We start from the raw sequence: 18,885 nt of genomic DNA on the forward strand, positions 1-18,885 counted from the left end.
AGTACCTGTTCAATGAACCGAGGCGTGACTTGTGTCCGGTGCCTGGACGCTCATCGCCGGCCGGAGGGCGGGTCTACGGGGTGGAGCCCGAAGACGTACCGCCCTTTCGGCGTGTCCGCAGCCCTTCCGATCTTCATTGGCTGAGGGCTACCTTCCAAAGTAGCTCGCAGCCCGAGCTCGCTGAAGACCGTGGAGGCTCCACCCTCCCTCCTCTCAGCACCGTGAGCACTGGCGGCGGGTCAGCCCTGCATCGGCACGTCCAGGCACCGGCACAAGAGGAGACCGCCCTTGGCCTCACAGGATCCGAACACGGGCGTGGTCATCGCCGTCGTGGTGATCGCAATCGCGCTCTTCGTCCTTATCGGTTTCATCGTGCATCGCGCTCTCACCGCCCCGGCCCTCAGGCCCGTGGCGGTACTCACGGCCGCCGCCGCCGTTCTGGCGGCGGTCGCCAGCGTCATCGCCGTTCTTCCCGTCATCATTCGCGCCCTCAACGGCGGGTAGATGGCCGAAGAGATCTCACGCAGGGGAGGACGCGGACGCGCCTCCGCGGACGCGTCCTCCCTCCGGCGTGGATTCTGGTACGCCCTCCAGCCCGAGCAGCGCGCCGCGCTCCGCGACGTGGGGCGTCTACGATCCTTCGAAGCCCGGACGCCCTTGGTGTATGAAGGCGACGAGTCCGACCACGTGCTCATCATCCAAGAGGGCTGGTCCAAGGTGACCAGCAGCACGGAAGACGGTCACAACGTCGTCTTGGCCGTGCGGGGCCCCGGCGACCTGATCGCCGAAAGTGCGGTTCTAGGCGCCCGGACTCGTTCGGCGACGGTCACTGCCCTTTCCCCCGTGTACGCCCTAGTGTTTCCCGCAGCGAGATTCATCGCCTTTCTGGACGCTCATCCCGAAGCATGGAAGCTGGTCAGCGGAACGTTCGTGAGACGACTCGATGACGCGGATCGGCGCCTGGAAGTACATGTCACCAGCACGGGGGCCCAGCGCCTGGCAATGCTGCTCCTCGATCTGGCCGAGTTCTCCGCCATGCACAGCCCCCCAGGGGCGGACGGCAGCATCGACATAGCACCTCCTCTGTCCCAAGAGGAGATCGGCAGTTGGATCGACGCCTCCCGCGAAACCGTCGCGCGATCCTTGGCGCGCCTGCGCAGCCGAGGTCTGATTCGTACTGGCTGGCGCAGAATCACGGTAGTTGATCTGCACAAGCTAAGGGCCTTCGCCCAGAACAACGAAGACACAAGCCCTCACGAGCAGTAGCGAACTCGCAGTCTCAGCGATTCCACCAGGTAGCACGGCATCCATATGAGGCGGTACGAAATCCCCTGGGCCTGGGGGTTGGTGGGGACGTGGGGGGTTGGTTAGCTTTTGGGCTGACTGCTCCTGGTGAGGAGACTCATGCTCCCTGCGAAAGCGTCTGGTCGGCGTCCTGCGGCTGCGGGCGGTGGGGGGGCGGCGCTGGCGTTGCTGTGCGGGTGCCAGCTCACGTTGGTGGTCGACGCCTCGATCGTGAACATCGCGTTGCCCGGGATCCAGCGGGGGCTCGGCTTCAGCGACGCCGGGCTCTCGTGGGTGGTCAACGCCTACACGCTCGCGTTCGGGGGGTTGCTGCTGCTCGGGGGACGGGCCGGTGATCTGCTCGGGCATCGGCGGGTGTTCGTCGCGGGGGTCGGGGTGTTCACCGTCGCCTCGCTGGTCGGGGGGCTCGCGGTCTCGCCGGGGTGGCTGCTGGCGGCCCGGGCGACGCAGGGGGTCGGGGCCGCGCTCGCGGGTCCGGGGGCGCTGGCGCTCATCGCGACGACGTTCCAGGACGCGGAGCGCAGGAGCCGGGCGCTGGCCGTGTTCTCCATGGTCGCGAGTGTGGGGATGGTCGCCGGGCTGGTGCTCGGGGGCGTCCTGACGGCGTGGGCGTCCTGGCGGGCCGTGCTGTTCGTCAACGTGCCGGTGGGCCTCGCGATCGTGCTGCTCGTGCCGCGGGTCGTGCGGGAGTCGGCCAGGCAGGAGGGGCGGTTCGACGTGGGCGGGGCGCTCACGTGCACCCTCGGGTCGACGCTGCTGGTGTACGGGTTCATCCGCGCCGCCGAGCAGGGATGGTCCGGGGCGCTCACGGTGGGCGCCTTCTGCGGGGCCGGGGCGCTGCTGGTGCTGTTCCCGGTGGTCGAGGCGCGGGCGCGGCAGCCGATCGTGCCGCTGGGGCTGTTCGCCGACCGGGACCGGGTGGGCGCCTTCCTCATGCGGTTCCTTCTCACGGCGGCCATGAGCGGGATGCTGTTCTTCCTGACGCTCTACGTCCAGGGGGTGCTGGGGTACGGGCCGCTGGCGACGGGGTTCGGGTTCCTGCCGACGACGATCGCGCTGATCGCCGCCAGCAGGGCGGTGCCCGGGCTGCTGCCCCGGTACGGGCCGCGGCCGATCATGGCGGCCGGGGCCGTGCTGTGCGTGGCCGGGATGGTGTGGCTGACCCAGGTGGCGCGGGACAGCTCCTACCTCGCGATGATCCTCGGGCCGGTGCTGCTGTTCGGGGCGGGGACGGGGCTGGTGGCGGTGGCGGCGACGTTCGTGGCGATGCGGTCGGTGCCGCCCGGGGAGTCCGGGGCCGCCTCGGCACTGCTGCAGAGCATGCAGCAGATCGGCGGGTCGCTGGGCGTCGCCGTCCTGGTCACCGTGGACCACGCCGGTTCGTCCAAGGTGGACGGCATGCGGGACGCGTTCACGGCCGGGGTGGCGTTCACCGGCTGCATGCTCCTGGCGCTGGTCGCCTTCCGCGCTCAGGGACGTTCCGGATCGCAGAGCTGAAGGCGCAGCTCGCAGCTGTAGCGCCGCCCCTTCGCGTCGGGCAGCCACGCTTCGTCCAGGTCCGGCAGGAGTTCGGTGAAGACGACGGGGACGTCGTCGCCGGAGGACGCGCGGGCGGCGCGGAGCAGCGTGGCGAACGAGGAGACGTACCGGGGGCCGGTGAAGTCGACGTACACCGGTTTGACCTCCGTGCCGACCTTCGCGAAGACGCGTTCGGGCATGCCGAGGGAGCGGCGCAGGCGCCGGGCGGCGAGGTACTCGCGGGCGCCGTGCGCGGGCGCGATGCCCGTCCCGCCGACGGTCGTGCGCCAGGTCTCGCGGGCCACGACGAGCCCGTCCAGGGTGAGCCGCGGGTGGTGGGGGCCTGCGCCGGCGAGCTTGAACGCCTCGGCGCCGAGCCAGCCGAACAGCAGCGCGAACACCTCGCGGAGCGGGCACCGGAGCCCGTCCGGTCCGGTGACCTCCAGGGTTCCGGCGTGCTCGGACACGGTGAGCGCGACCAGCGGCAGGGCGCGGGCGGGATCGGCACCGGGGGCCGCGGCGAACGCGAGCTGGCGGTCGGTGACGCCGAGGACGGGCGCGATGCGCGCGGTGTAGTGGGGCCACCAGGTCGGGTACAGCGGCCGGAACTGGGGGCCGATGTCCTCGGCCGCCGCGGCGCGCAGCCGGCCCGGGTCGGGGTGCCGGTCGGCGAACACGGCGCAGTCGAGGGTCGGCCACGCGGTGTGCATCTCGCCGAGAACGAGGGTGAACTCCCCCGCCGCCATCGCCTCGGCGCCGGCCGCGCCGAGGCAGAGGTCGGGACTGTGGATGCGGGCGCCCGCCCAGCCGGGACGCTCGGCGGCGAACAGCCGGGCGGCGGGCTCGTCCAGGTCGGCGGCGGTGAAGGCCAGGCGGCGCTCGCCCGGCGCGCCGTCCAGGCCGAACAGCGCGTTCCAGCGGCGGGCGAACTCGGCGGCGACCGCGTCCACCGGGCGGTCGTGCCCCGTCAGCAGGGCCTGGGCGGCGTCCCAGAACACCGGCATCGGCACGCCGTCGGCGCCCGGTTCGAGCAGGTCGCGGTACAGGTCGCGGAAGGCGGCGTCGTAGGCGTCCGCGAGAGTGGCCGAGAGCCAGCGCGCGGCGGGCAGCAGGACGGACCCGAACGGGCCGGACAGCGCGTCCAGGAGCGGGCGGCCGAACGTGACGTCCAGGTCGCGGACGGTGTCCTCGTAGCAGAGCCGCCGCCCCGCGTACATCTGCCCGCTGCGCCGCTCCGGCTCCGCCCCGGTGACGGCGGTGAACTCGGTGTCCAGGCGTTCCAGGGCGGCGGCCAGGGCGTCGGCGTCGCCCGCCGCGGCGGCCACGGACGCGCGCGCCCGGTCGAGCCGGGCGAGTCCGGCCAGCGCCCGCTCCCGGGCCTTCGGCTCGGGAATCGCGTTGAGGGTGTCGCGCAGCACGCTTTCCGCCCTCGGGTTGTACGGCATGTTCACGCCCCGCCAGACGATTCCGTCGTCCACCAGCCGATCCAGCGCGGTGGCCAGGTGCGGGTCGGAGGCGATCTCGGCCACGGCGCGGGTGCCGTCGCAGCGGGACACCACCTCGGCCTCGGCGGCGGTCAGGGGGCGCGGGCCCTCCCCCGGCCGCAGGACGCGGTCTCCGTCGGCGAGCAGGTGCGGGTGGACGCCGGCCGGCAGCCACCGCGCCACGTCCAGGTCGTCCAGGAGTGCGGCGACGTACGCCTCCAGTGCCCAGAACTCGTAGTCGACCCTGCGGGACCGCACCAGTCCCCCGCCGGGCCGCGCCTCGACCGCGTCCGCCGCCTCGGGGTCGAGCGTGCCCCAGGCGACGGGGCCGAAGAACCCGGCGGTGTCGTTCTTGCCGCAGTAGCGCTGCCAGTAGCGGACGAGCGTGTTCTCCCGCCCCCGCCGCTTCTTGCGCTCCAGCCTCGGGTTCTTGCCCGGCCGGACGGCCGGGCCGTCGGCGAGACGTGCCAAATGCACCGCCGCGGCGGGGTTCTGCCATGTCACCGCCTCGCGGAAGAGCGGATCGGCGGCGATCTTCGCGGCGGCGCGGCTCGCGTCCGCCAATGCGGTGTCCATGGCCTGCGTGAATTCGGTTTCACCGGTGGCGCCGTCGAGAAAATCGTCGGCGGTGGCGGCGCATTCCGGCGCGGCGAAAAGCGCGAGCCCGTCCGCGGGGAATCCGGTGGAGCGGATCAGCACATCTCGCCAAACCGACCATCGCGTTCCGGGTAGCGGCACCGAGTGCCGTCCGTCGCCCACTGCGATCTCCCTCCGCCACCGGAAACGGCTCTCGCCCCGCAAAGAAGATCAACATAATGTGTGATTTGTTTGCCGTCACCCTCTCGGAGGTCCGCACATGCGCTGCGACGGTCTGTTCCTCGCCGGGCTCGCCCACCGGCTTCCCGAGGCCGTGGAGGTGGACGGGGCGGTGGACGGCGGCCGCTACGACGCCGACGACCGGAAGGCCGACGCGTACGCCTCCGTCGCCGTCGCCACCGACGAAGCCCCGCCGGAGATGGCGGCCGCGGCGGCGCGCCTCGCGCTGGACCGGTCCGGGCTCCCGCCGTCCGGCGTCGCGCTCCTGCTGCACGCGTCGGCCTGGTTCCAGGGGGTCGACTACTGGCCGACCGCCTCGTACGTGCACCGCGAGGTCCTCGGCGACGACGGCCGGCGCGCGCCCGCGCTGGACGTCCAGCAGATGTGCGCGGGCGCCCTCGGCGCGCTGGAACTGGCCGCCTCCTACCTGGCCGCCGACGCCTCCCGCGCGTCCGCCCTGGTCACGACCGCGGACCGGTTCACCGACCCCGGGTTCGACCGGTGGCGCGGGGACGTGCGCGGCATCGTCTACGGGGACGGCGCGGCGGCGGCGGTGCTGGCCCGGGAGGGCTTCGCCCGGCTGCTGGCCGTCTCGACGGTCGTCGACACCGCGCTGGAGGGCATGTACCGCGGCGACGAGCCGTTCGCCGCGGCGCCCGGCCGCCGGGTGGACGTGCGCGCCCGCCGCGCCGCCTTCGCCGCGCACGCGAGGCAACTGGTGGGGAGCCTGGCGGAGCGGACCACCGCCGGTCTGAGCGAGGCCGTCGGACGGACGCTGGACGAGGCCGGGCTGAAGCTCGCCGACGTCTCCCGCTTCGCCTTCCCCAACGTCGGCCTGCACGTACTGCGCACCCGGTACGCCGAGCCGCTCGGCCTGGACGTGGAGCGCACCACCTGGGACTGGGGCCGCCGCACCGGCCACGTCGGCGCGGCCGACCAGCTCACCGGCCTGACCCATCTGGTCGAGACCGGGCGGGTGGGGCCGGGCGACCGGGTGCTGCTGGTCGGGATCGGCGCCGGGTTCGCCTGGACGTGCGCCGCCGTGGAGATCAGCGAGCGTCCCGGCTGGGACGGCTGACGGCCGCCGATATTGCGGAGCGCTGGTCGCCCCCGCCATCACGACCGCCCTCTGTTATGTCATGAAGTCACAAAAAGACGAATCAATCCTGTTCCTCGCGTGACGGTTCCACTTTACGGAAGATCATGTTTTTATGTTCCCGACCAGCTTGTGCCGGTACACCCCGGAGGGTCGCAGTTTGCCAATGAAGGTGCTTTACATCACCGGTTGGTGTCGCAGCGGCAGCACCATGCTGGGCAACGTCCTCGCCGAGGCCCCGGGCATCGTGCACGTCGGCGAACTGCGTTTTCTCTGGCTGAACGGGGTCCTCGGAACGGGCAGCAACGGCAGGTGCGGCTGCGGGCTCGGCCACCGCGAATGCCCGTTCTGGTCCGAGGTGCTGGAGGAGGTCCGCCCGCCCGGGACGTCCCTCGAACGGCACGCCGCCGAGGTCGTCGCCTGGCAGGAGGCCTACCGGACCCGGCACACCTGGCGGGTGCTGCGCGACCCGCCGCGCAACGGGTGGCCGGACGCGCTCGCCGCCACCTACCGCGCCATCGCACGGGTCTCGGGGGCGCGCGTCATCGTCGACAGCTCCAAGTTCGCCTCGGACGCCGCGCTGCTGGCGTCCCTGCCGGGCGTCGAGGGCCGTTACGTCCACCTGATCCGCGATCCCCGCGCGGTCGCCTGGTCGTGGCTGCGGCCCAAGGCGTACACGGGCCGCCGCTCCGCGCTGAACAGCACCTGGCACTGGACCGGCTTCAACCTGGCGGCCGAGGCGGTCGGCCGCGCGCACCGGGACCGCTCGCTGCACATGCGCTACGAGGCCCTGGTGCGCAGCCCCCGCGCCGCCGTCGGCACCATCCTCGACCTGCTCGGGCACGAGGGGCCGAACCCCGTCGACGCCGACGGGACGGTCGAGTTCGGCGGCAACCACACGGTCACCGGCAACCCCGACCGCTTCGGCCGCGGCCGGACCCGGATCGAGGAGGACCGCAGGTGGCACGCCGCGCTCCCGCGCCCCCAGCGTTCCGCGACCACGCTCATGGCGCTCCCGCTGCTGCACCGGTACGGCTACGAGAAGAGGGTGTGACGTGGACCTCGGACTGAACGGCAAGGTGGCCCTGGTCGCGGGCGGGTCGGCGGGCATCGGGCTCGCGATCGCCCGCGACCTGGTGCGCGAGGGCGCCACGGTGTCGATCGCGGGCCGCGACCCCGGCCGGCTGGCCAAGGCCCGCGACGGGATCCTCGCGGACCTCGGCGCGGAGGTCGGGACCCGCGCGCTGGACGTGCGCGACACCGCGGCGGCGCGGGCCTGGGTGGACGACGCCGCGGCCGAGCACGGCGCCGTCCACATCATGGTCACCAACGCGGGCGGGCCGCCCGCCGGGCCGACCGGGGCGTTCGGCCCGGACGACTACCGCGCCGCGCTCGACCTCGGGATGGTCTCCCACATCGGGCTCGTGCAGGCGGCGCTCCCGCACCTGCGGGAGGCCGGCTGGGGCCGGGTGCTGATGGTCACCAGCGAGACGATCCGCGACCTCATCCCCGCGTTCGCGCTGTCGGGGATCGTGCGGACCGGGCTGGTCGGCTACGCCAAGACCCTCGTGCACGAGCTCGGCCCCGGGGACGTCACCGTCAACGTCCTCGCGCCCGGGTACACCGCGACGGACGCGCTGCTGTCCGGCATCACCGGCGAGCCCGAGGCCGAGACCGCCCGCGTCGCGCGGGAGGCGGGCATCCCGCTCGGCCGGGTCGCCCGTCCGGAGGAGGTCGCGGCGGCCGGGGTGTTCCTGCTGAGCGCCCGCGCGAGCTTCGTGACCGGCACCGTCCAGGTCGTCGACGGCGGCCGTTCCCTGGGGGTCTGACCATGTCCGATGTGCCCATGTCCGACGTGCGCATGATGCTGGACGATCCCGAGCTGACCCGGCGCAGCCCGGGCGAGGAGTTCGCGCTCGCCCACGCGCGGCACGGCCCGGACGCGGCGGTCGGGCTGCGCGCCTCCATCAGCGACCTGTTCCCGCCGGCCAGGCGCCGTCCGCGCCTCACCGTCCGGCACCTGCTCCGCAAGGCCGTCGTGGACGCCGACGAGGTCACCGTCTTCACCGAGCGGGCCGAGAACACCTCGCCGGACGACGCCGCCCCCGAGTGGGAGTTCGAGGTGGGCTCCGCGACCGTCCGGACGCAGGTCGTGCGGGCCTCGGTGCCGGTGCCCAAGGAGATCCTCGCCGACCCCGCCGCGCTCGCCGCGTTCGTCGACTACCGCCTGCTGGTGCGGCTCGGCACGGCGGAGAACGACGTCCTGCTCAACGGAACGGGACCGATTCAGGGCCTGCTGCGCGTCCCCGGGTTACGGCGGCGTCCCGCCGACCCGGCGGACGGCGGGTCGGCGGCCCGGACGCTGCTGGCGACGGCGGCGCTGTGCGAGTGGTACGGCGGGTCGGCGGACGGGATCGTCATGCACCCCGACGACTGGTGGCCGCTCGTGGGGGACGGCGCGTTCCTGGAACGGCTCGCCGTGCAGGGCGTCAAGGTCAGCCGGACCCGCATGGTGCCCGCGGGCATGGCCCTGGTCGGCGACTTCACCGCCGCGGCGACGCTGCTGGACCGCAGGTCCTCGACGATCCGGCTGGACGGGGACGCGCTGGTGGCCGAGATCCGCGAGGGGCTCGCCGTCCACCTGCCCGGCCATTTCGTGCTCACCTCGCTTCCCGGCGGGCGCTGATGGGCGCGCCGGCACCGGCCGGTCCGCCGGCGGCGGACCTGCCGGCGGTCGCCCACCGGGTCCGCGAGCACATCGTGCGGATGTGCGCCGGGCCGGAGGGCGGCCACCTCGGCGGGTCGATGTCGCTGGTGGAGATCCTCACCCTGCTGTACTTCGAGGTGATGCGGGTCGATCCGCGCCGTCCCGCCGCGGTGGAGCGTGACATCTTCCTCCTCAGCAAGGGGCACGGCGCGATGTGCCTGTACGCGGTGCTGGCCGAGCGGGGCTTCTTCCCCGTCGCGGAGCTGGCGGAGTACTCCCGGCCGGGCAGCAGGCTGATGGGCCATCCGGTCCGCGCGGTGCCCGGGGTGGAGATGCCCACCGGATCGCTCGGGCACGGGCTCGCGCTCGCCAACGGGTTCGCGGTCGCCGACCAGGGCCGCCGCTGCTTCGCCGTCCTCGGGGACGGCGAGCTGCAGGAGGGCGCGGTCTGGGAGGCGGCCATGGCCTCGGCCGCCCTCCGCCTCGGCAACCTCACGGCCGTCGTCGACCGCAACCGCCTTCAGATCACCGGCCCCACCGAGGACGCGATCGGACTGGAGCCGCTGGCGGACCGCTGGCGCAGCTTCGGCTGGACGGTGCGCGAGGTGGACGGCCACGACTTCGGCGCGCTGCGGGAGGCGCTCGCCCCCGGCGTGACCGGGGAGGGGCCTCCGGTGGCGGTCATCGCCCGCACGGTCAAGGGGCGCGGCCTGCCGTCGCTGGAGGCGAAGACGCGCAGCCACTACGCCAAGCTGAGCGGCCGCCAGGCCGAGCGGTCCCTGGCCGTGCTCCGGGCCCGGCGCAGGAGGGCCGTCTCATGACGGCCGACCGCCCCGCCCCCCACGAGACGTCCCGGCCGCGCTCCGCGCGGGAGGTGTACCGCGACCTGCTGCCGGAGCTGATGCGCGCCGACGACCGGCTGTACTGCCTGGACAGCGACACCGGGCTGTTCGATGCGGCCGCCTTCGCCGAGGTCCCCGGCCGCTACCTCAACCTCGGCATCGCCGAGCACAACCTCATGGGCACGGCCGCGGGCCTGGCCGCCAGCGGGAACGTCCCGTACGTCACGACGATGGCGACCTTCGCCGCGACCCGGGCACTGGAGGCCATCAAGATCGACATCGCGTACAACGCGCTGCCCGTCCGCATCGTCGCCACCCACGGCGGGCTGGCCGCCGGGCACCTCGGCCCGACCCACCACGCGCTGGAGGACCTGGCCGTCATGCGGGCGCTGCCCGGCTTCACCGTGGTCGTCCCGGGCGACGCGGGGCAGGCGGGCGAGGCCGTCCGGCAGAGCGCGGCGCTGCCCGGCCCCGTCTACATCCGGCTCGGCCGGTCGGCCACCCCCGGCCTGGACGGCGCGGCTCCCGGGGGCGGCCCCTTCGAGATCGGCCGGGCGCAGTGGCTGCGGCGCGGCGGGGACGTGGCGCTCATCGCCTGCGGACCGCATCCGGTGCTGGCCGCGGCCCACGCCGCCGACCGGCTCGCCGGGCGGGGCGTGCGGGCCGCCGTCCTCAACCTGCACACGCTGCGCCCGCTCGACGCCGCGGCCGTGGTCGCGGCGGCCGAGGGCACCGCGGGCGTCGTCACCGTCGAGGAGCACTGGCGCTCGGGCGGCCTCGGCGGCGCCGTCGCCGAGACCCTCGCCGAGCACGCGCCCGCCCGGGTGGCGCGCGTCGGCATGCCCGACACGTTCGCCGAGCGCGCGGGCGGCCAGGAGGACCTGCTCGACCGGTACGGCATCACGGCGGACGCGGTCGTCGCCGCGGCGCTGAACCTGACCAGCGGAACCCATGGAGGTGGCAACCATGACCCAGACCTGTCCCGAGTGTGAGGGCCCGGTCCAGCTCGCCGAGCCGGTCCGGCTCAGCGAGATCGCGCAGTGCGCCGACTGCTCCAGCGAGCTGGAGGTGGTCGGCCTGGAGCCGGTGACCCTCGCGCTCGCCCCCGAGATCGAGGAGGACTGGGGCGAGTGAGGCCGGTGGCCGTGCTGGCCTCCCGGGTGCGGTACGAGGAGAAGCGCATCTTCGCCGCGCTGGAGCGCCGCGGGGTGCCGTACGCGCACGTGGACACCCGCCGGTTCAGCGCCGAACTGGGCGGCGGGACGGCGCCGGGCGGCCGGTCGGCGGACGCGGACGGCCCGCTCTACGCGGCGGCGCTGAACCGGGAGATCTCCCACAGCCGCGGCCTCTACGCGTCGATGATCCTGGAGGCGCGCGGGGTGCCGACGGTCAACCGGTCGGAGGTGATCGCCGTCTGCGGCGACAAGCTGCGCACCTCGCTGGAGCTGGAGCGCGCCGGCGTCCCGGCGCCGCGCACGGCGGTCGCGCTCACCCCCGACGAGGGCGCCGCGGCCGCCGAGCGGCTGGGCTTCCCCCTGGTGATCAAACCGCTGACGGGATCGTGGGGACGGCTCGCGGCGGCGGTGCGCGACCGGGACGCGGCGCAGACCGTCCTGGAGCACCGGGCCGCCCTGCCCTCACCGCTCCAGCACATCGTCTACCTGCAGGAACTCGTCGACAAACCGGGACGCGACATCCGGGTGATCGTGGCCGGGGACACGGTCGTGGGCGCGACGTACCGCTACGCGGACGGCTGGCGCACCAACACCGCCCGGGGCGCGCGCTCCGAGCCCTGCCCGCTCACGCCCGAGCTGGTCGAGCCGGCTCTGCGGGCCGCGCGGGCCGTGGGCGGCGGGATCCTGGGCGTCGACCTGATCGAGGGGCCGCAGGGGCCGCTCGTCCTGGAGGTCAACCACAACGTCGAGTTCCGCGGGTTCCAGGACGCGCACGGCGAGGACGTGGACGTCGCGGACGCGATCGTCTCCCACGTGCTGGAGGCGGCGTGATCCGGGCCGCCGTCATGGGCGCCGCCGGCTACCTCGGCGGCGAGCTGCTGCGGCTGCTCATCGGCCATCCGGGGACGGAGGTCGCGCACGCGGTCTCGACCCGGTTCCCCGGCCGCCGCGTGGACTCCGTCCACCCCAACCTGAGGGCCCAGACCGACCTGCTGTTCAGCGCCCCCGACGACCTCGACGCCTGCGACGTGCTGCTGATGGCGACCCCGCACAAGGCCACCATGGGCCTGCTGCCCGAGATGAGGGGACGGGCCAAGACGGTCATCGACCTCTCGGGGGACTTCCGCGACCCCGACCCCGCCGTCTACGAGCGGTACTACGGCGTCCCGCACACCGCGGCCGAGCTGCTCGGCGCGTTCGTCCCCGGCGTCCCCGAGCTGTTCCGCGCGGAGCTGGCCGAGGCCGACCTCATCAGCGTGCCCGGGTGCATGGCCGCCGCGGCGATCCTCGCCCTGCACCCCCTGACCGGGCTGATCGGCCCGGACGTGCACGTCGACGCGCGCACCGGGTCGAGCGGGTCGGGCGCGCTCGCCGGGGACGCCAACCTGCACGCCGAGCGCAGCGGCGCGCTGCGGGTGTTCGCCCCGGTGCGGCACCGCCACGAGGCGGAGGTGGCGCGCCTGACCGGGCTGAACGCGAGGATGACCGCCACCGGGGTCGAGGCCGTGCGCGGAGTGCAGGTCGTCTGCCACGCCACCGGCACCGGCTCCGTCGACGAGCGGGCCGTCCGCCGCGCCTACCGCGAGCGCTACGCCGGCGAGCCGTTCGTCCGGATCGTCGCGCACCGCTCGGGGACGCACCGGCTCCCCGATCCGAAGCTGCTGTCCGGCTCCAACTACTGCGACGTCGGCTTCGCGGTGGACGGCGACCGGATCACCGCGATCGCCGCGCTGGACAACCTGGTGAAGGGCGGGGCGGGCGCCGCGGTGCAGTGCCTGAACATCCGCACCGGCCAGCCCGAGACCCTGGGCCTGGGGTTCCCCGGCCTGCACCCGGTCTGATGGGCTCCGGTCTGATGGGGATCGTCGTGGTGAAGTGCGGCGGCGCGGTGCCCGCCGAGGCGGTGTGCGCGGACCTCGCCGGGCTCGCGGGCCGGGTCGTCCTCGTGCACGGCGGCGCCGCCGACGTCGACCGGCTCGCCGGGGACCTCGGCGTGCCCGCCCGCACCCTCGTGTCACCGAGCGGCGTGAGCAGCCGGCACACCGATCCGGCCATGCTGGAGGTGCTCACGCTGGCGCTCGCCGGGCGGGTCAAGCCGCGGCTGCTACGCGCCCTGGCCGCGAACGGCGTCCCGGCCGTGGGGCTGACGGGGCTGGACGGCGGGCTGCTGCGGGCGCGGCGCAAGCCCGCGCAGCGCACCGTGCGCGACGGCCGCACCGTCATCGTCCGGGACGACCACAGCGGGCGGCTCACCGGCGTTCGGCCCCGGGTACTGAACGTGCTGGTCGGGGCCGGGTTCGTCCCGGTGGTGTCGCCGCCCGCGCTGGGCGAGGACGGCGCGCCGGTGAACGTGGACGCCGACCGGGTCGCGGCGGCGGTCGCGGGCGCGCTGCGCGCCGAACGGCTGGTCCTGCTGACCGCGGCGCCGGGCGTGCTGCGCGACGCGTCCGACGAGGACTCCCTGCTCGACCGCTGCCCGCTTCCGCGCGAGGGCCCCGTCCCCCACGCGGCGAGCGGCGGCATGCACCGCAAGCTCATCGCCTCCCGCGAGGCCCTGCTCGCGGGCGTCCCCCGGGTGTCGATCGGCGACGGGCGGCTCCCCCGCCCGGTCACCGCGGCCCTGGACGGCGCCGGCACGACACTGGAGATCATATGAGCGGCCCCGTCGACCTGCTGCACGCCATGCTGTCCATCCCCTCCCCGTCCGGCCGGGAGGACGAGCTGGCGCGGTACCTGGAGAAGGTCATGAACGACCTCGGCATGGCCGCGGGACGCGACGAGGCCGGCAACGTGATCGGCGACATCGGCACCGGCCGGGGACCGGTGGTGATGCTGCTCAGCCATCTCGACACCGTCGACCGGCCGCTGCCGGCGCGGCGCGAGGGCGGCCGCCTCGTCGGCCGGGGCGCCGCCGACGCCAAGGGGCCGCTCGCCGCGATGATCAGCGCGGCGGCGGCCCGGCCCTCGTTCCCCGGCACGCTGCGGGTGGTGGGCGCGGTCGAGGAGGAGCGGCTGTCGCGGGGCGGCGAGCACCTGGCGCGCACCGTCCCCGCGCCGGACGCGCTGCTGGTCGGGGAGCCGAGCGGCTGGTCGCGGGTGGTGCTCGGCTACAAGGGCAAGATCGACATCGAGTACCGGGTGGCCCGCGCCGCGACGCACTCCACCAACCCCGCCGCCAAGGCCACCGAGGTCGCGGTGGCGTTCTGGCACGACCTGCTGGAGGCGCTCGGCCCCGAGCGCGACCACGGCGCGTTCGGGCTGCCCGCCGCCACCCTGCGCGGCGTCCGCGGCGACCTCACCGAGGCGCGGCTCGACGTCGACTGCCGCGTCCCGCCCGGGTACGACGCGGAGGCCCTGGCCGCGCGGCTGCGCGCCCGCGCGGACGGCGGGGAGGTCACGGTCGTCCGGCACGTCCCGGCGGTGCGCCGCGGGCGGACCGACCCGGTGGTCCGGGCGGTGTCGGCCGCGATCCGGCGGCACGGCGGGACGCCGCGGCCGACCCTCAAGACCGGCACCTCCGACATGAACACCGTCGCGCCGCACTGGGACGTGCCCATGGCGACGTACGGGCCGGGCGACAGCTCGCTGGACCACTCCGACGAGGAGCACATCGAGATCGCCGAGTTCCTGAAGGGCGTGGACGTGCTCACCACCGCCCTCGACGAGCTGGCCACCACGCTCTGACTGGCTCGTCTTCAGCGGGCCGGGGCGCCGGCCGCGGTGGTGAAGGGGTGACGGCCGCCGGGGACGCCGGTCCGGGTCTCGCCGCCGCTCTCGTAGGGGAACGCGAACGGCAGGCCGGCGGCGGCCATCGGGCGCGGGCGGTCCATGAGGTGGAAGTGCAGGTGCGGCTCGGAGGAGTTTCCGGAGTTGCCGACCTCGCCGAGGACGTCCCCGGCCCGGACGCGGTCGCCCTTGGAGACGCGCGGCGAGCCGCGGCGCAGGTGGGCGAAGACCGCGTACACGCCGTCGCCGAGGTCGAGGGTGACGGAGTTGCCGACGACGAACCTGCCCGCCGACAGCGTCAGGAGCGACAGCAGCTGGCGGAACACCATCCCCTCGACCATCAGGTAGACGACGCCGGGCCAGGAGTTCCGGCTCCAGTGGTCGCGCTGCCACCCGCTCACCTGGACGACGACGCCGTCGGCCGGTGCGAGGACGTCCCGCCCGAACGAGGGGAACGTGTCCGGACGCGCCGCGAGGGGCCGGCTCCGCAGGGCGCTCCAGCCGCCGTCCGGGACGTGGACCAGGTCGATCGCGTAGGTCTGGCCCAGCTCGTGGGTTCCGTGGCTGGGCACCTTGTCGGCGGGGCTGTTGACGGGCACCCAGCGTCCTTCGACCGGGCTGCGCAGGGCGACCGGTTCGGTGTCCGAGGGACCGCTGCGCACGAAGAACACGACGAACCCGGCCACGATGAGGGCCATCCCGAGCCACGCGAGCACGTCGATGCCGTGCAGGGGCGCGGTGAGAGCCAGCACCAGCCCAAGCAGGATGAACAGAGTCCTGAATCGTGCGAGTGTCCTGGGCATCGTCCCTCCATCGGGTCGGTCAGCGGCGGGTGGCCGCCAGCACGGTGAGAATCGGCACCACCCGTTCGCCGGGGACGCTGTAGCGCCCGCGCCCGGTGGTGCGCAGCCACCCGGCCGCGACCAGCTGGCGAAGGTGGTGGTAGAGCTGCCCGGTCGTGCCGAGGCTCTCGTGGGCGGCCAGCTCGGCGGCGGTGCGCGCGCCCTGCAGGATCTCCCGGAGCAGCAGCAGCCGGACGGGGTGCGCGAGCGCCGACAGCGTCTCGGCGTTCTGCGACCAGTCGTCCGCCAGCAGGTCGCCGGTCGGGTGCCCCTGCTGCCATTCGTAGTGCTCCCCGGACGGGAGCGTCACCGAGCCGGTGAACAGCACCGCGCCGGGCTCGGCGACCCGCTCCTTCAGGGCGTCCAGGGCCCAGAACGTGCCGGCCGGTTCCGGGCGTCCGGCGCCGGGCGGGGTCCCTTCGAGCGCGGTCACGCGCTCCTCCAGGCGCGCGACGCGTTCCGCCAGCGTCTCCTCTGTCACCGCTCCACTATTACGTAAGTACGTAGATTCGACAAATCACGCGGCTCAGTCGGTCGCCGGGCGCGCGAGGGGACGGGACGTGCGGTGGCGCGCCAGGTAGGCGCGGTGGTCCCAGTCGTCCAGGAAGCGGGCCGCGGCCTCGCGACCGGCCGCATAGAGACGGTCGCGGGTGGCGGCGTCGAGGTCGAAGTCGGTGGCGAGGACGCCGCCGGTGTGGGCGAACATCGTGCGGGCCACGATGGCCGGCTCGTCCATCTGCACCCTGTCGTGCGCCTCCGCCATCGTCGTCACGAGTGCGCGGCCGTAGCCGGCGGGGCCGCGGACGGAGCGCCACTGCGGGAAGACGCCGCCGGGAAGGGGACGGGCCGACAGCTTCACGCCGAACGTCGGCCAGCGGGGCTCGCGGTCCTCCCGGTCGAAGATGGTGATCGGGTAGTTGGAGAGCATTCCGCCGTCCACCTGGACGCATGCGCGACCATCGTTCCGGCGGACGCGGCGCGGCCGGAAGAACACCGGGATGGACGCCGAGGCGCGCACCGCGTCCGCGACGGGCTGCTCGTCGGGGTCCAGTCCGTACCGCTCGTAGTCCCACGGCAGGCGGACCATTCGCCCGCTGCTGATGTCGGAGACCACGACGACGAGTTTGTAGGCGTGCCGCGGCGGGAGCGCCGAATCGGGGTCGTGCATTTTCAGCTGCCCGAACGTCTCGACGCCGCATTCCTTCAGGCGCGCCGAGATCCACCCGTGCAGGGCGTCGCCCTTGTGCAGTCCGAGAGTGGTGAGCAGGGACAGGCCCCGGACGACGGCGAAGCGCGAGCCGTCCTGGAACGACCGGTAGTCGAGCCCGCGCATCAGCTCGACCATCTCCGGGACCGGCATCCCGGCCGCCAGCAGCGCTCCGACGATCGCGCCGGCGGACGTCCCGGCGACGCGGGCCGGCGCGCCGAGCCGGTACCCCCGCGCCTGTGTCTCGGCGATCGCGCCGACCAGCGCGATGCCCTTCACGCCGCCGCCCTCCAGCACGAGGTCGGCGCGCGGCACTGCCGAAGAGTCCATCGATCTCCCTTCCCCCGCGGCGCCCCACGGCACCACGGATCACTTTTCGGATGAAAACAGAAAACACTCGTCTTACGAATGAATCCGTTTCGTCGCTCTCTTATGAGATGCCCTATCGATCAATCTTTCACTGGTCCGCGGCGGGTATTTTTACGCACCCTTTTCTGAACGGCGCGGCGGCGACGCGGACGCGACACCCATCAGCGACCAGGCGCACGGGGAGGGTGGGACACCGGACCACGGCCGAGGCATCGAAACATTTCGAAGGACGGTTCCGCGGTAGGGCACACCCTATGCATGCCTGCCCTTTGAAAACAGGAAACAACCGGTTGACGCTCGGGACCCCCGGGGTTACTTTCCTGTCGGTTGCCGAAAAGTATCGAAACTTTTCGAAGCCCCTCATCCTCCCACCCCTGCAAGGAGAACGAGACCATGAGGAGAGCATTCATCGCGCTGCTCAGCGCGGGCGCACTGCTCCTGGCGGCGCCGGTGGCCGTCGCGCCTCCCGCTCTGGCCACGACCAAGGAGGCCGCCCCGGGCACGCTCAAGGAGGCCGCCGCCGCCAAGGGCCGGGTCTTCGGCACCGCCGCCGCCCAGGCCCACATGGGCGAATCGGCGTACGCCTCCACGCTCGACCGCGAGTTCAACCAGCTCACGCCCGAGAACGAGATGAAGTGGGACACCACCGAGCCGTCCAGGAACTCGTTCAACTTCGGCGCCGCCGACCAGATCGTCGGCCACGCCCAGGCCCAGGGCATGAAGATCCGCGGGCACACCCTCGTGTGGCACAACCAGCTGCCGGGCTGGGCCGGCGGCATCTCGTCCCGGGACGACCTGCTGAGCGCCATGCGCAACCACATCGCGAAGGAGGCCGGCCACTTCGCGGGCAAGATCGCCTACTGGGACGTGGTCAACGAGGCGTTCCAGGACGGTTCCGGCGCGCGGCGCGACTCGGTGTTCCAGCGCGTCATCGGCGACGGCTACATCGAGGAGGCGTTCCGGGCGGCGCGCACGGCGGACCCCGCCGCCAAGCTCTGCTACAACGACTACAACATCGACGGCCAGAACGCGAAGAGCAATGCGGTCTACGCCATGGTCAAGGACTTCAGGGCGCGCGGCGTCCCGATCGACTGCGTGGGACTGCAGGCGCACCTGACGCTGGGGAACGTCCCGTCCGACATGCAGGCCAACATGCAGCGCTTCGCCGACCTGGGCGTGGACGTCCACATCACCGAGCTGGACATCCGCATGTCCACGCCCGCCGACGGCTCCAAGCTCGCCACCCAGGCGAACGACTACAAGAAGGTCGTCTCCGCGTGCCTCGCCGTGTCGCGCTGCACCGTCATCACCGTCTGGGGCATCACCGACAAGTACTCGTGGATTCCCGACGTGTTCCCCGGTGAGGGCGCCGCGCTGCTGTTCGACGACAACTACGGCAAGAAGCCCGCTTACAACGCGTCCCTCGAAGCCCTGGGCGGCACGGACCCGGGCGACCCCGGCGACCCGGGCGACCCCGGCGCCGTCACCTGCTCCTACACCCGCACCGCGCAGTGGGACACGGGCTTCAACGGCCAGGTGACCGTCAAGGCGGGCTCCAGCCGCGTCAGCTCGTGGACGGCCGTTCTGACGATGGGCTCGGGCCAGCAGATCAGCGGCCTGTGGAACGGAACCCCGAGCACGAGCGGCAACGTCGTCACGGTGAAGCCGGTCGGCTGGAACGCCGACCTCGCGCCGGGCGCGTCCGCCTCGTTCGGGTTCACCGTCAACGCCCCGGGCGGCAACCAGGCGCCCCCGGCCCTCACCTGCAGCAGTCCCTGACGCCCGCTCTGTAAGACCG

19 protein-coding genes are annotated in these 18,885 nt (G+C 73.5%); 15 read left to right on the plus strand and 4 right to left on the minus strand.

Features of this window, described 5'->3' with window-relative positions:
* Positions 1-288 precede the first annotated feature (288 nt).
* From AB0H37_RS02580 to AB0H37_RS02590, 3 genes are all read left to right on the plus strand, one after another.
* Complete coding sequence (locus AB0H37_RS02580; protein WP_360610882.1) at positions 289-504, plus strand: hypothetical protein; 216 nt, start codon at positions 289-291, stop codon at positions 502-504.
* Entirely contained in the window at positions 505-1,266 is a 762-nt protein-coding gene (locus AB0H37_RS02585; RefSeq protein WP_360610884.1) for a Crp/Fnr family transcriptional regulator, read from the plus strand.
* Positions 1,267-1,404: 138 nt separating this feature from the next.
* Positions 1,405-2,802, plus strand: a complete 1,398-nt coding sequence (locus AB0H37_RS02590; RefSeq protein WP_329086688.1) for an MFS transporter — start codon at positions 1,405-1,407, stop codon at positions 2,800-2,802.
* Here the strand turns inward: AB0H37_RS02590 and AB0H37_RS02595 are convergent.
* Complete coding sequence (locus AB0H37_RS02595) at positions 2,775-5,006, minus strand: lantibiotic dehydratase (protein WP_360610886.1); 2,232 nt, start codon at positions 5,004-5,006, stop codon at positions 2,775-2,777. The two genes, AB0H37_RS02590 and AB0H37_RS02595, sit on opposite strands and share 28 nt — an antisense overlap.
* A 157-nt stretch (positions 5,007-5,163) precedes the next feature.
* Between AB0H37_RS02595 and AB0H37_RS02600 the strand changes: the two genes are divergently transcribed.
* The 11 genes from AB0H37_RS02600 to AB0H37_RS02650 all read left to right on the plus strand — a co-directional run bounded on the left by AB0H37_RS02600 (position 5,164) and on the right by AB0H37_RS02650 (position 14,627).
* Entirely contained in the window at positions 5,164-6,201 is a 1,038-nt protein-coding gene (locus AB0H37_RS02600; protein WP_360610888.1) for a ketoacyl-ACP synthase III family protein, read from the plus strand.
* Between the two features lie 184 nt (positions 6,202-6,385).
* Positions 6,386-7,273, plus strand: a complete 888-nt coding sequence (locus AB0H37_RS02605) for a sulfotransferase (protein WP_360610890.1) — start codon at positions 6,386-6,388, stop codon at positions 7,271-7,273.
* A 1-nt stretch (position 7,274) separates the two neighbouring features.
* On the plus strand, positions 7,275-8,048 hold the full coding sequence (locus AB0H37_RS02610) for an SDR family oxidoreductase (protein WP_360610892.1): 774 nt from the start codon (positions 7,275-7,277) through the stop codon (positions 8,046-8,048).
* Positions 8,049-8,065: 17 nt separating this feature from the next.
* Positions 8,066-8,905 carry a family 3 encapsulin nanocompartment shell protein gene (locus AB0H37_RS02615; RefSeq protein WP_360610894.1) on the plus strand — a complete coding sequence of 280 codons (840 nt, stop codon included), beginning with the start codon at positions 8,066-8,068 and terminating at the stop codon, positions 8,903-8,905.
* Positions 8,905-9,747, plus strand: a complete 843-nt coding sequence (locus AB0H37_RS02620) for a transketolase (RefSeq protein WP_360610896.1) — start codon at positions 8,905-8,907, stop codon at positions 9,745-9,747. The genes AB0H37_RS02615 and AB0H37_RS02620 overlap by 1 nt, the downstream gene beginning before the upstream one ends.
* Entirely contained in the window at positions 9,744-10,760 is a 1,017-nt protein-coding gene (locus AB0H37_RS02625) for a transketolase C-terminal domain-containing protein (RefSeq protein ID WP_360610898.1), read from the plus strand. Before AB0H37_RS02620 ends, AB0H37_RS02625 begins: the two co-directional genes overlap by 4 nt.
* A complete protein-coding gene (lysW, locus tag AB0H37_RS02630; RefSeq protein WP_141582295.1) occupies positions 10,735-10,902 on the plus strand; it encodes a lysine biosynthesis protein LysW in 168 nt (55 codons plus the stop codon). Before AB0H37_RS02625 ends, lysW begins: the two co-directional genes overlap by 26 nt.
* A complete protein-coding gene (gene lysX, locus AB0H37_RS02635) occupies positions 10,899-11,774 on the plus strand; it encodes a lysine biosynthesis protein LysX (RefSeq protein ID WP_360610900.1) in 876 nt (291 codons plus the stop codon). Before lysW ends, lysX begins: the two co-directional genes overlap by 4 nt.
* Positions 11,771-12,784, plus strand: a complete 1,014-nt coding sequence (gene argC, locus AB0H37_RS02640) for an N-acetyl-gamma-glutamyl-phosphate reductase (RefSeq protein WP_360610902.1) — start codon at positions 11,771-11,773, stop codon at positions 12,782-12,784. Before lysX ends, argC begins: the two co-directional genes overlap by 4 nt.
* Positions 12,784-13,599 (plus strand): [LysW]-aminoadipate kinase, encoded by an 816-nt coding sequence (locus AB0H37_RS02645; RefSeq protein ID WP_179837016.1) that lies wholly within the window; start codon positions 12,784-12,786, stop codon positions 13,597-13,599. The genes argC and AB0H37_RS02645 overlap by 1 nt, the downstream gene beginning before the upstream one ends.
* Positions 13,596-14,627: a M20/M25/M40 family metallo-hydrolase gene (locus AB0H37_RS02650; RefSeq protein WP_329086663.1), complete on the plus strand. Its 1,032-nt coding sequence runs from the start codon at positions 13,596-13,598 to the stop codon at positions 14,625-14,627. Before AB0H37_RS02645 ends, AB0H37_RS02650 begins: the two co-directional genes overlap by 4 nt.
* A gap of 11 nt (positions 14,628-14,638) precedes the next feature.
* Here AB0H37_RS02650 and AB0H37_RS02655 read toward each other — a convergent pair whose 3' ends face one another.
* Genes AB0H37_RS02655 through AB0H37_RS02665 form a run of 3 tightly spaced genes read right to left on the minus strand, consistent with a single transcriptional unit; the run spans position 14,639 to position 17,048 of the window.
* Complete coding sequence (locus AB0H37_RS02655) at positions 14,639-15,472, minus strand: M23 family metallopeptidase (protein WP_329086661.1); 834 nt, start codon at positions 15,470-15,472, stop codon at positions 14,639-14,641.
* Positions 15,473-15,491: 19 nt separating this feature from the next.
* Positions 15,492-15,992, minus strand: coding sequence for a helix-turn-helix domain-containing protein (locus tag AB0H37_RS02660; protein WP_179837019.1), 501 nt, complete (start codon positions 15,990-15,992; stop codon positions 15,492-15,494).
* 45 nt (positions 15,993-16,037) lie between these two features.
* Positions 16,038-17,048: a patatin-like phospholipase family protein gene (locus AB0H37_RS02665; protein WP_329086659.1), complete on the minus strand. Its 1,011-nt coding sequence runs from the start codon at positions 17,046-17,048 to the stop codon at positions 16,038-16,040.
* A gap of 432 nt (positions 17,049-17,480) precedes the next feature.
* On the opposite strand from AB0H37_RS02665, the gene AB0H37_RS02670 reads away from it, so the two are divergent.
* Positions 17,481-18,866: an endo-1,4-beta-xylanase gene (locus AB0H37_RS02670; protein WP_360610905.1), complete on the plus strand. Its 1,386-nt coding sequence runs from the start codon at positions 17,481-17,483 to the stop codon at positions 18,864-18,866.
* Positions 18,867-18,885: the final 19 nt, after the last annotated feature.

This window comes from Actinomadura sp. NPDC023710, assembly GCF_040639875.1.
Lineage (GTDB): Bacteria > Actinomycetota > Actinomycetes > Streptosporangiales > Streptosporangiaceae > Spirillospora > Spirillospora citrea.